8 protein-coding genes are annotated in these 12,768 nt (G+C 41.5%); 3 read left to right on the top strand and 5 right to left on the bottom strand.

The genetic code is table 11. The features are described from left to right. Positions 1–802: 802 nt before the first annotated feature. Positions 803–2,077, top strand: a complete 1,275-nt coding sequence (locus tag IEY42_RS18665) for a CinA family nicotinamide mononucleotide deamidase-related protein (RefSeq protein WP_188926802.1) — start codon at positions 803–805, stop codon at positions 2,075–2,077. A 68-nt stretch (positions 2,078–2,145) separates the two neighbouring features. Here the strand turns inward: IEY42_RS18665 and IEY42_RS18660 are convergent, their stop codons facing one another. The 3 genes from IEY42_RS18660 to IEY42_RS18650 all read right to left on the bottom strand — a co-directional run bounded on the left by IEY42_RS18660 (position 2,146) and on the right by IEY42_RS18650 (position 7,292). Further along, a complete protein-coding gene (locus tag IEY42_RS18660; protein ID WP_188926803.1) occupies positions 2,146–5,226 on the bottom strand; it encodes a DUF2339 domain-containing protein in 3,081 nt (1,026 codons plus the stop codon). 149 nt (positions 5,227–5,375) lie between these two features. After that, complete coding sequence (locus IEY42_RS18655; protein WP_188926801.1) at positions 5,376–6,560, bottom strand: flagellar assembly protein T N-terminal domain-containing protein; 1,185 nt, start codon at positions 6,558–6,560, stop codon at positions 5,376–5,378. Positions 6,561–6,563: 3 nt separating this feature from the next. Next, the gene (locus IEY42_RS18650) at positions 6,564–7,292 is read right to left on the bottom strand and encodes a flagellar basal body L-ring protein FlgH (protein WP_188926800.1); all 729 of its coding nucleotides are present in this window, start codon (positions 7,290–7,292) and stop codon (positions 6,564–6,566) included. A gap of 626 nt (positions 7,293–7,918) precedes the next feature. Here IEY42_RS18650 and IEY42_RS18645 point away from each other — a divergent pair. Further along, on the top strand, positions 7,919–8,695 hold the full coding sequence (locus IEY42_RS18645; protein ID WP_188926799.1) for a hypothetical protein: 777 nt from the start codon (positions 7,919–7,921) through the stop codon (positions 8,693–8,695). Positions 8,696–8,765: 70 nt separating this feature from the next. Continuing rightward, entirely contained in the window at positions 8,766–9,221 is a 456-nt protein-coding gene (locus tag IEY42_RS18640) for an LPP20 family lipoprotein (protein ID WP_188926798.1), read from the top strand. A gap of 329 nt (positions 9,222–9,550) precedes the next feature. On the opposite strand, the gene IEY42_RS18635 is transcribed toward IEY42_RS18640, so the two are convergent. Both IEY42_RS18635 and ppc read right to left on the bottom strand, forming a co-directional pair. Continuing rightward, positions 9,551–10,090: a YceB family lipoprotein gene (locus tag IEY42_RS18635; protein WP_188926797.1), complete on the bottom strand. Its 540-nt coding sequence runs from the start codon at positions 10,088–10,090 to the stop codon at positions 9,551–9,553. Beyond that, on the bottom strand, positions 10,087–12,735 hold the full coding sequence (ppc, locus tag IEY42_RS18630; RefSeq protein ID WP_188926796.1) for a phosphoenolpyruvate carboxylase: 2,649 nt from the start codon (positions 12,733–12,735) through the stop codon (positions 10,087–10,089). Before ppc ends, IEY42_RS18635 begins: the two co-directional genes overlap by 4 nt. Positions 12,736–12,768 lie beyond the last annotated feature (33 nt).

Below are 12,768 nucleotides of genomic sequence, written 5' to 3'. Positions count from 1 at the left end.
GTGACTCAACTATGTTCTAGACGGTGGACAAAACTGACCAATTAATTAATGTAAATGGTATTAGCCTTTTTGAACTTACGACTGCATTGATGCAGGAGGCTGAGCAACGCAGGAGCAATTGCCGATTACACTTGATGTTATGCCATTAAAAGCCTTCCTCTAATATGATAATTTGCGCTAAAAAGCACATTCTAATGTGGATTGGTAAAACACACATATTTCAGTAGTCTCACTAATACCAATTCCACTAATTATCTGGTCATTCAGCGGGAATTCTGTGCCTTCTAGGCAAGTAATAGAATTGTAGACATAGTTGTTCTCGGCAACTGCTCCTGCGTTGCTCTACCTCCTGCATCCATGCAGTCGTACGTCAAAATGCTATTAAGCAGCATAGAAGGCACAGAAACCCGCCTTGCAGGAGACACTCAGACCGTTCATTTCTTTGTTGCATTGTCTTAGAAGGGAATAACCATTATTTCAACAATGCGTCTCAAACTGAACAATCTGAGTGGCTCTGATTGGCCACATAATTAATGGAATTGGTATAATCAATATTATCACTCTCGTTTAAGCGTAGTTAACCGTCAGTATTTGAAGGCTATCAAGCCAGTGTTAGCATTGTATGGAAAGACGTTGAATACGTAAATTTTGAAATGACTTACGAGATAACTCAGTTATGTTGAAATTTTGTAATCCATTCATTTAGTTAAGTGTTAATTTTGAACAAAATCGATCTATTTCCTTGCCATTCTCATATTGCTCCCCTAAGTTAAGTGCCAATTGTATGGGATAAGGGTTAACAATGAAGTTAGAAATGATTTGTACAGGCGAAGAAGTATTATCAGGTCAGATTATTGATACCAATGCTGCGTGGGTTGCTAATACCTTGATGGAAATAGGTATTGAAATGCAACATCGGGTCACTGTGGGTGATCGCCTTGATGATCTGGTTGCTGTATTTCAAGAGCGCAGTAAGCATGCCGATGTGATTATTGTTAATGGTGGTTTGGGGCCTACCAGTGACGATATGTCTGCATTAGCTATGGCGAAGGCTAAAGGTGAAGAGTTAGTTGAAAACACTCAGTGGCGCGAACATTTAGAAGACTGGTTTACTCGTAATCACCGCTTTATGGCTAAAAGTAATTTAAAACAAGCATGGTTGCCCGCATCTGCAGTTATGGTTGATAACCCTGTTGGAACGGCTTGTGGGTTTAGAGTTAAGCTCAATAAAGCATGGTTGTTTTTTACACCTGGTGTGCCTTTTGAATTAAAGCACATGATCACCGAGCAGTTTATTCCCTTCATTACTGAAGAGTTTGGTGTTCAGCAAAAGTCAGCGTTAGAAAAGCTGCTCACGATAGGCCATGGTGAGTCATCACTTGCAGATATTTTATCTGAATTAACTTTACCAGAAGGCATTGAGTTAGGTTACCGCTCGTCAATGCCACACATCGAAATTAAAGTTTTCGCCCGTGGTGATAAAGCGATTCGCAATTTGCCTGGAGTCACTAAGCAGGTAAAAGCATTACTTGGAACTGCCGTTGTTGCTGAAAACCGTCCTACATTGGCGGCCGAAATTCATCATAGATTATATCAATCTGGTTTGAGTTTGAGTGTTGCCGAGTCTTGTACAGGCGGTATGATTACCAGTCAGTTAATCGACTTTCCTGGCAGTTCTACATACTTACACCATGGCCTTGTGACTTACAGTAATGAGTCAAAAGTGAAAGTGCTAGGAGTGAGCCCGCAGATCCTTGACGATCATGGTGCCGTGTCTATTGCAACCGTTGAAGCAATGGCTCAAGGTGCGCGTGATATTCTAGGGAGTGATTTTGCATTAGCAACCAGTGGTATTGCTGGCCCTGATGGTGGCTCTGATGAAAAACCTGTTGGCACAGTCGCAATTGCGTTAGCAACAAAGCATGGTATTTACAGTCAAATGGTTAAGTTACCAAGACGCTCACGCCAACTTGTGCGTAGCCTTAGTACCGCGATTGCGTATGACATGTTACGCCGAGCTTTACTTGAAGAAGCTGTCATTGTTGATTATCCAGCTGTAGAGCGTTTCGCAAAATAGCTTTTTATCGAGTATTACTGTCTATTCTAAGTTTGCCAGCGTATAAAGCTGGCAAACTTATATGATAACTAAGATGTTAAGCTTTGTGCTTGCAGGTTATTCTTCGCTTTTTGATAAAAGTACGCCACCGTCAGTAAAATCACGCCAATCACAATAAAGGCGACAATCTTTTGGACTAATTCGAAAGAGGCCATGTCGATAACAATCACTTTTATGCATGCTAGCGCAAAGAGCAGTGCAGCAAGTTTAACCAAATTAGCTTGTAATGCTCGTAAACTGATAAACATCACCACACTTGCGTGAACAACCAATAATATCGCACTCATTGGTGCAGCTATGCTGATATTGAACTGATAACACCACAACATATAACTTAGCGTTAACAGTCCATGCCAAGCCCATTTCAATGCTGTAGCTGGGAGTATTTTTTTGTGGACGCGAATCGCTAATCTAGCCTTCATTAAGTATTGCCCTAATAAAGCGAGTATCCCCAACTCAGCAATATTCACGAGTAAATTATCCATACTCAACGACAGCGATATGTCGCTATGCAGTATGAAGGGTAACAATGCACAGGCAAAAATAGCAAAATACGCCAGGCTATAACTCGGAGAAAGTGCATGTTTGAATTGTTGGCCTATAACATTATTGCGTTCGGTAATTAGCGTAAAGTAACCACACATGATTAAGGCTGTGATTGCCCATGAGGGATAAAACAGATTAGTTAAGGTTTGGCTCATTACAGCAATCACTAGCCCTAAATAATACGGACTGATATGCCAATGTAACCTGGTGATTTGTTGCCATTCTGCCGGTAATTGTAAAAAACGCAATGTAATAAACCCTAGCAACAATAGCCCAATCGTTAACGCTACAAGCCCTTGCCATAGTTCTGCGAGACACATTGCAGCTGTAATTAATATCGCTAACACAGTAAGAATTTGCGCTTCATAACGTAAAATCTTATGGCGAACAAAATAGGCAATCGCCAAGCTGCCAATACTGCTTAACCATAAGTAAATCGCAATATATTCAGGCCAACTTCGCATAACCTTAGGTAATAATAATAGCGGAAGTGCAATATAGCAGGCTAACTGCACATAATAAGCTAGGCGGATCAGTTTAGCATTGGCATAGTGTTTTTTGTACCAATAGTGGGCCAACAATAAGCCAACAAACAATTCAATTCGCGCCAGTTTGGCGTTCAATGCTTGGTCTGCAAAGCTAAGGCTGTTTGCATCTAACATAGCAAAAATCACCAAGCCTAATAATGGTAATTGCCATAGCCAAGCCAGTACCTCATTAAACCGCAAAGTATATTTTGCACTCATATAAAGCAGCAATAGGCTAATCAATGGTAGGGTGTTTAACCAATACTCATCAGAGACAAAATAGCAGATAACCACGATGGTCACTGAGTAAAGCACACCAAGCAACTCGCGAATAAAATGTACTGCCAAGCGATCAAGTTTCAATAAATCAGTTTGATACCGGGTAATAAGCTTTTGAGCCGCATAAGTTAGTGCACAAGTGAGTAGCATCGATATACTTAACAAGGTTTGGTCATTTAGCATACCTTGTTCTTGGTAATGTGATTGTGTCAGTACATCGAACAGATTAATAAAGCTGCTGACAATGCCTAACACTAACATCACATAAGCTTCAGCTCTAATTGGACTAAATCGGTGTTTACAGCCTATCCACAGTAACAATAATCCCTCTAACAACAGCACTAGCCCCGTCAGTTCAGCACTGAGTAAAAAGAGCGCTGCAAAGCCGGCAAAGCTACCTGCAAAAGCAAGTGCCAGGGCACTGATGTCTTTGTCGCGTTTTAAGATCAAATACAATAACGAACACAAGAGCGCATTTACGGCAAATAGCTCGCCAGCAAAACGGCTCCACTCTGTCAGTGTGTAAAGGATAAATATCATTAATGCGATAGGCACAGCGAGTAAACGTGGCGTCAATGCAGGCTTAATGACAAACAATAAGCTGGCGATACTGTAAAGATAAAATAACCCGTTAATCGCGAGTAATGTCAGGCCCGTTTGCCAGCCAATAGAGGCAAATGGTAATGGGATAAATACACTAAGCACTTGGATACAAGCAATATGCAGTAGAGCGGTCACTTCAACTAATATTGGCCAGGCTAGCTTATGGCTTTGTACCATAGAGCAAATACCAATAAGCAGTAAGTAAGGTAAGTAGAGTAATGGAGCTTGTCCGCCATCGAGCAACATTAATGGTGCTAGCGAGCCACCCAGTAAAGCGACAATAGCCACCACTTTGGTGTCGAGTTTAAATGACAGGCCATAACCGAGCAGGGTGTTGAGTAGTAACAGGCCAAAGCAAACCGTGTCGGGAATAATAGTAAAATAAGGTCCAAGAAAATACAGACACAAATAGTTAAGAATAAGCCCTAGTCCTACCAACCCTGAGCCAAAATCTTCCATTCCAGCTCGTTTTTGTCGAATAAATACGCCGCCAGCAATAACACTGTTAGCCACTCCAAGCCCAAGCAAGGCCTTAGCCAGCTCAGAAAACCAATTGTTGATTGAATATTGCAATAAGTAGCCAAAACCTAAAGTCAGGGTGATGATCCCGGCTACGGTCATCAAAAAGACTGGGCCTAACCCTTTAGTTTGGTAGTGTTGATAGAATTGTCTTGCTTGATCGGTTAACCCGGAAAGTGGTGCTAATGCGGCAGAACTAAATTCGGCAATGGCTTCAGCTAATTGGGTGATCATGGCGCTAAGTGCACTTTGTCTTGCTGGGCCTAGATTGGGTGTTGGTTGGTTAGAATCAGTAGTATGGTTGCCCCTAGCTGAGGAAGTATCGTGCGCTTTTGGTTGAAGCTGGGCGCTGCGGCTTGGTTCTGAAAGATGACTGTGTTGCTGTATGTCATGTGCTGAGTTGTCTAGTGTAGGGCTTAACACTTGAGTATTGGGGTTACTCTGCTCGTCACCATTGCCATGGCTGTCACTAATCGCGTCACGTTGATACTGGGCTTGCACTTTATGCGACAATGCATCCAATTGCTGACCAAATTTAGCGAGTTGCTGTGCTACATCGGTTTGTTGTGCCTGCTGCTGTGAGGCAAGCTCTGCGAGTTGTGCTTTTAATTTAGCGACGTCATCCATTAACGGCATCATTTATCCCATGATTACTAAGAATTCCAATCGTGCCAGATGATTGTACGTGGTTCTGATTGATTAGGAAATGTTCAGTTTTCTGATGCTTGGGATAAATACGGCGAGCGCACTCCATTGCACTCGGGTGTATAGATATGAAATGTGAACTACTTTTGCGGTACAGTTGTTACGACGTCATAAAGATCAATTTGATGCTGCTTCATGCCACTTGGATCAGCATCAATAGGCACTTGCAGCAAGCTTATCTTGTTGCTGACTTGAACCACTTTCAAGAGCGTCGGTTCAGTGGGTGGCATCAAGGTAGAAAGCACTGTGTGGTTTAAGGCAATACTATTGAGTTTGATATATTGAAATACATCGCCTTTATTTACACCGTGTAAAGTACCAATATTAATCGTAATATATTGATCATCCTTGTTGATTACCGTGGCTTTAGTGGCTTCACAACTTAAGGTTTCGTTGATGTCTTTTGCTGCATTAAACAGCGTATCAACAATGGTTTTTCCATAATCACTGCGCCAAAATAAACTATTGGCTAAATCAACGCGGCTAAAAGAGTCAAAGCTCCAGTCGCCCTCACCGTGGTATTCGTTCTCAACTAAAATACTGTCGCTGATCCTGTCGTACATAAACACTTTTATCGTGAAGTTACGCTTAGGGGTGGTGGTTTTATTCAATAGGCTGGAGGTGGTTTCATTAAACAGGCCAATGTCACGGATATAACCAAAGACCAAATATTGGCTTTGATATTGGCTATTAAGTGAGTGAGAAATGCTTTTCACTGCTTTTAAATCGACTGTGTCCATGTCAATTTCGGGCCTAAAGACCATTTCAGGGATCAGCTCTTCGACAAATACGTTAGGTTGGTTGATTAACTCGTTTTTAAAGCGAGATACAACATGAAAAGGTAGACTAAATACATCCCCTGTCGTAGCTTGCGCAGGAGTTAGCAGAGGAAATTGAGCAATAATAAGTTGTTTAAGGTAGCGATCTTTAGTGCAATTTAGACTCGATTTTAGATTCACTTTGACATTAATGGTTAAGATGTCGTTTTTCAGTGATTCATTAAGGATTTTTATCTCACTAATTTGATGCTCAGACTGAATGCTGCTTGAGCTTTGGCTTAAAATACCATCGGTAACCGTGGATTCTATTTTGACAAAGCTATTAGCCTGCAATGAAGCATTTTCAATTGCCTGTTTGATGACCTTTTTACGAACATCATCATAATCATCTTCATTTACAGCCATCGATGCTTGGCCAACATACCATTGAGCGTGTGCCATTAATGGCATTAATAATAGCCCGAAAACAAATAACAGCTTGATCATTAGTTAGCCGAAAATATTGAGTAATTTACTGATAAGTGAAGGATCTTGGTTGTCTTGCGGGTCGCCTTTAGCGCTAACTTCAATAATAGCATTGCCAACCATGTTTGAGTCAATAGAATGATCGGCCGCTACGTCGGTCACTCTTATTTCGCCAGAAAATCTAACATATTCATCACCTTTATTGAGCTTAAGCCACTTTTCACCCGCAACAATCAAATTGCCATTAGGGAGTTTTTCTCTTACCGACACAGTAATGGTGCCAGATAAATAGTTATTTTGATTACTTTCTGCAGAGCTATCAAAGCTTTTTTCTTGGCTGTAGTCGGCATCTAGATTGTCGCTATTAATATTAATGCTACCAGCTGTAATCGATGGCGACAAAGTGAATTCGTTGGTGTTATCTCTTTGGTAGGTTATCGATTTTTTAGAGGTCATTTCTTCATTCAGTTTAATCATTATCATGTCGCCGACTTCATAACGATTATTGTTTTGATAGATGCTATAAATATTATTAGGATTAAATATAGAACCTGTGACTTGCGGGGCCTGTTGAATATTGTTATTTCTAACTGGGCGGTAACGAGGGTCACCTTTAATTATTTCTTCACTGTCTTCAACAACACTAATGGTTGTATTTTCTTTTGTTGGGCTTTTTATTTCTACAACTTCGGTAGTTGAACACGCGGATAAAAATGTTAAAAATAGTAAGCTAAATGGCAACGATTTATTCATTTTAGTTATCCGCAAAGTTATCGATAGTTTAATTCAGCGATAATTTTATGCTATTTTTTACCCGAAAAAAGCCTTCTTCTTGATGTTTACCTCCTTTTACCTGAGTTTACCGATCTTTACTTATATTTACTTTGTATTGATTTATTATGTATTTGTATCTAATTGTTCTTACAACTTATTAGTTGGGTTTTACATTGTTTTTTATACGATTTTTTGTTTATTGAGATATCGGTCACGATTAATGTTTTCGTCGTTGTGTGAATATTTAGCCTTGTTTCAATAGGATTGCTTTTACTTTGAGGCAGAATGGTAATTTTTTAATTAACATTTCACATGAGGTTAAAATATTTTACAACACAGTGTAAGTTAAATTTTTGTAATATGTAGCTTTAGAGATTTATTTTTCAATATCTTTATCTGTTTCAATATGTTTATTTGTTGAAATTAAATATTTAGATATGACGAGCTCTTAAATTTTTACTAAAAGTTTTTACAGAGAGTTGTTGCCTATAATTGAAATTGTAAGGTACAAGGCAAAAATATTTTCTTTGATTAACACGTTTTTATGACGAATGATATTTAACCAATAAGTATCAACAGCCCTTAGCCTTGATTAGGAATTCACTTTGTCCTTAATAAATTCGTTAAATACTGCTGCAACCGCTGCTACAACAGCCGCAGGTGCTGTCAACACCATTACGGATCAGCAAGATGCAGTTACAGAAAACGGTCTTGGCCAAAGCACTTTTGGTGCCTTGCTTAGCTCACTATCATCAGGTTCTGAGGCGATTGATTCATCATTAACTAACTTGTCAAATATTGAAGTGCTTTCCGTTGAAAACCTTCAAGACCAGCTGTTGCAGCAAACAGGCTTAGGCAATGATAATTTATTGTCGTTAGCCGTATCAGATGACTTAGTCTCACAAATGCAACAAGAGCTATTGTCTTCGTTACAAACGAGCATGATTAACAGTACAGCTGTGACTAACGCAGTGTCCTCGGCTGTTTCTTCAGCATCGACAGCACTGAGTAATCCATTGCAATCAACCGTGGGCATTACACATGATGAGCTAACAGCTACCGATGAAGCTTCGAGCACCCTTGATGATATGTACTCGTTTTCATTTGGTGAAGATGGCCTGGATGGTAACGATTTATTTGATTCGGTTAATATATTAAACCATATCCCTATTTTGTCTGACATCTACCAAATTTCTACCGATACAGAAATTAGCCCAGTATCCAAATTGTTAGGCGGCATGTTGTATTCTGGTTATATTGGCGCCGGTGCGGCGGCCCTTGAGCTAGGTATGAATTATTTCACCGGTTACACAACCAAAGATTTAGTCGCCGATACGGGATTATTGTTGTCTGAAACTGATGACGATACCGATACACAATAACTCAAACATCACATTACCGATGGCTTGTGATGCCACTTCTAATTTGCGCGTCTATAAGGCGATTTTATACATGAGAACATTACTCATCGTTGGCTGCATACTGCTTAGTGGTTGTAGCTTATTTCAAAGCAGTTCTAATCAATATCGTCCTAGTGTATATCCAGTATTGACCGCAGTGGGATATGCCCCGATTGACCGCCAACCTGCTGAGCGCCGAAGTGAGCAACTATTAATGGCGATGGAGTCGTCTAAAATTTTGGCTTACCGTGAGCTGACTGAACAGGTGTATGGTTTGCAGTTAAACTCGAGCACAGCGGTACATGACTGGGCAATGAGCAATAGCGATACTAAGATATTGGTTTCTGGCTTAATTAAAGGGGCTAGAGTTGTAAAAACTTATCCGGTTGATGGGTTTTATGTTACTGAGTTAGAACTTGATTATAAGTTAGTGTGGGATTTGTATGAGCAATCTGAAAACCCACTACAAGACAGTATTTTGGTGATAGAGCCAGCACAGAACTTTTAATACCAATCCGCATTAGAATTTGCTCTTTTAGCGAAAATTATCAGTGAGGTATTCGAGGCAGCCTTTTGAAGACATAGTCGTTCTACGTTAAGAAAGGCTAACAAAGAAGACCACTCTGATAAATTCGCCCTTCGGGGCTGTGTCACAACCCCTATTACTGCTTCAAATAACTTTGATGTAGAGGACTACACCTACAGTCATTTTCATTGTACTGGGTCTAGTGACGCAGCCTAAAATAGATCATATTCTAATAAGGATTGGTATAATACGTAAAAGCGGCAATAAAAAAGCACCCTCAGGTGCTTTTTTAATCACTAAAGATCAATGTCTTAAAACTTCACCACCAACTTACCTTGCTGAACCGCAATCTCTTTGGTCATTTTTGCCATTAACGCTTGATTACTGTCACGAGTGTCTAAAGTGTACACTGGTTGGTTTTCAAGGTAATTACGTAAAAAACCCATCAATTGCGGTGTTGCCTGGCTGATATAACGTTCAATATCAGCCGGTTCAGACTCGACTTTGACTAAGTCTAACTGACGTAAGTAAATGCTTTTCGTTTCGCTATCGTACCAAGGTGCAGCCTCAAACGTGGTTTTCAATTTTGCATGGATCGGCATCAGCGGGTTGTTAACAGTGATCATGGTTGCAGCTGTGACCGCCATGGTATTCGGTTTTGCACCTAACACAACCTGCATATCATTGAGCTTTAGCGACACACCAATTAATTTATTGCCCTGTTTTACCTCAAAATGCATGTCTTTATTAAGGTATTGTTCTATTTGAGACTCGGTAATACTGTACTGACTGGCACAGCCAGTCAGTAATAACAGTAAACCCATCCCAAGGCTTTTAACCAAGTTTATCATCCAGTGTTTCTCATTCCTGCTGCAACGCCGGCAATGGTCAGCATAAGCGCTAGCTGAACAGATTCAGACGGCTCAACTTCTTTACGGGTACGGGCTAATAGCTCGGTTTGTAAAAAGTTAAGTGGGTCTATGTATGGGTTACGCAGTTTGACTGATTCGCGATTCCATGGGGTATGCGACATCAGCTCTGTTGCTTGAGTGAGTGATAACACCGCATCAATTCCCAGTTGCAGGCGTTGACGCAGCTTTTCGCCTAAATGGTGTAGTTCAGGTTTAACTAAGCATGTCTCATAGTATTTGGCTAAGTTAGGCTCTGCTTTGGTGTACACCATTTCTAGCATTGAAATACGGGTTTCAAAAAATGGCCATTGTGCTTCCATTTCACGAAGTAACTCTAGTTCACCGCGATCTGCCGCATCTTGTAATGCTTCACCAGCTCCTAACCAGGCAGGCAACATTAAGCGGTTTTGCGACCAGGCAAAAATCCACGGAATAGCACGTAAGCTTTCAATACCACCATCCACTTTACGCTTAGCTGGGCGGCTACCTAATGGCAGCTTACCCAGTTCAACCTCTGGTGTTGCCGAGCGGAAGTAAGGCACAAAATCGGGTTCTTCGCGCACAATGCCACGGTAATGCTGTACCGACTCTTCAGCAATACGTTGCATGCAATCGCGCCATGCCTTTTTAGGTTCTGGCGGTGGTAATAATGTCGCTTCCATCACTGCTGATGTGTATAGGGCTAAACTTTGGACCGCAACTTTAGGTAAGCCAAATTTAAAGCGGATCATTTCGCCTTGTTCTGTTACGCGGATACGACCATCTACCGATCCCGGTGGTTGCGATAAAATCGCCTTATGAGCCGGTCCGCCGCCACGGCCAATAGAGCCGCCGCGACCATGGAACAACATCAATTTCACTTCGGCTTTTTTACACACAGCAACTAATTGTTCTTGAGCACGATACTGCGCCCAAGCCGCAGCCATTACGCCGGCATCTTTTGCCGAGTCAGAGTAGCCAATCATCACCTCTTGCATGCCTTTGGTGTAACCACGATACCAATCAATATTCAGTAGCGCTGTCATACAAGTTGCTGCACCTTCAAGGTCAGCTAAGGTTTCGAATAACGGCACTACGCGCATTGGGTTAGTACAGCCTGCTTCTTTAAGTAACAACAATACGGCAAGCACGTCAGATGGCTTACTTGCCATTGAAATAACGTATGAGCCTAATGCATTTGCGGGTTGCTTAGCGACTAAGTTACAGGTTCTGACGACTTCAGCTACATCGTCAGTTGGCTGCCAGTTGGCAGGAATTAACGGGCGCTTACCGGTCAGCTCGCGTAATAAAAACGCTTGTTTTTCGTTTTCATCCCAATGGTTATAGTCACCCATGCCTAAATAACGAGTCAGTTCTGCAATAACATCGCTGTGACGTGATGCATCTTGACGGATATCGAGGCGCAACATGTGAATACCAAAACAGGCTAGGCGACGTAAAATATCTAATAGTAGGCCATTAGCGATTAACTTCATGCCGCAATCGGTTAAGCTTTTATAAAGAAGCTCTAACGGTTTTAGTAAGTCGTCTTTATGCCAAATTAACTCGCTGGTGTCAGTATCAGGGTGTTTACCTTCAAGGCGCGCATTGAGATAATCAATGGTATTGCGTAGTTGGCAACGTAACTTGCGCAGCACTTCACGGTAGGGTTCTTTGCTGTTGTCTGTTAATGCTGTTAGCTCTTCATTTGCCTGTTCCATAGACAACTCGCCAAGTAGGGCGACAATGTCTTTAAGGTAGAGTCTGGCAGCAGCATGACGATTACGGTCTAGTACTTCTTGCGTCACGGTTGAAGTCACAAACGGGTTACCGTCGCGGTCACCGCCCATCCAGCTTGAAAAACGCACTGGAGAGACATCAATCGGTAACTGCTGACCGGTTTTTTGCTCAACTTGATCGTTCAGTTGGCGTAAAAAGTCAGGAATAGCTTGCCATAAAGAGGTTTCAATTGTGCTTAGGCCCCAACGTGCTTCATCAACTGGCGTTGGGCGCTCATTACGGATCTCGTTGGTATGCCAAATTTGGGCAATGAGCTGGCGTAGGCGCAAGGTACTTTGTTTGCGTTCACGCTCAGAGAGTTGGTTGTTTTCTTGCTCAGTCAAGCAATCCACTACCGCAGCGTACTTTTGAATTAACGTACGGCGAGAAATTTCTGTTGGATGCGCGGTGAGCACGAGATCAATATTTAGGTTTTTTAAGCCTTCAATAACGTCTTTTTTATCAAAGTCGGTATCAAGCATGCGCCCAAGTAATTGCTCAACCGGGTCTGGCACGCACACCAATTCGTCGCAGTTGCGGCTGATGGTGTGAAATTGTTCTGCGATATTGGCTAAGTTTAAGAATTGGTTAAAGGCTTTTGCAAAAGGCACCAACTCTTCGTCGGGTAATGAGGTTAAGAGTGCTAACATTTGATCGCGTGAGGCTTCATCACCCTGTCGAGATTTTTTCGCTAAAATACGAATTTGTTCTACTTTTTCTAAAAACGCATCACCCAAATGGTTTTGCATTGTTTCGCCCAATATCTGGCCTAAATGCCCCACATTTGATCGAAGTGACGCATACATATCTGCCGTTTGCTCTGTCATACCTACTCCCGAAAAAAGAACTATTTTGCCAAT

Source organism: Shewanella algicola (genome assembly GCF_014648035.1).
Taxonomy (GTDB): domain Bacteria; phylum Pseudomonadota; class Gammaproteobacteria; order Enterobacterales; family Shewanellaceae; genus Shewanella; species Shewanella algicola.
The sequence above is the reverse complement of the archived record's forward strand: the minus strand, read 5'-3'. Positions and strand labels throughout refer to the sequence as shown.

Bases quoted from the DNA above. Each gene is read 5' to 3' on its own strand.
- IEY42_RS18665 (WP_188926802.1), top strand. From the start codon at position 803: ATGAAGTTAGAAATGATTTGTACAGGCGAAGAAGTATTATCAGGTCAG.
- IEY42_RS18660 (WP_188926803.1), bottom strand. From the start codon at position 5,226: ATGCCGTTAATGGATGACGTCGCTAAATTAAAAGCACAACTCGCAGAG.
- IEY42_RS18655 (WP_188926801.1), bottom strand. From the start codon at position 6,560: ATGATCAAGCTGTTATTTGTTTTCGGGCTATTATTAATGCCATTAATG.
- IEY42_RS18650 (WP_188926800.1), bottom strand. From the start codon at position 7,292: ATGAATAAATCGTTGCCATTTAGCTTACTATTTTTAACATTTTTATCC.
- IEY42_RS18640 (WP_188926798.1), top strand. From the start codon at position 8,766: ATGAGAACATTACTCATCGTTGGCTGCATACTGCTTAGTGGTTGTAGC.
- IEY42_RS18635 (WP_188926797.1), bottom strand. From the start codon at position 10,090: ATGATAAACTTGGTTAAAAGCCTTGGGATGGGTTTACTGTTATTACTG.
- ppc (WP_188926796.1), bottom strand. From the start codon at position 12,735: ATGACAGAGCAAACGGCAGATATGTATGCGTCACTTCGATCAAATGTG.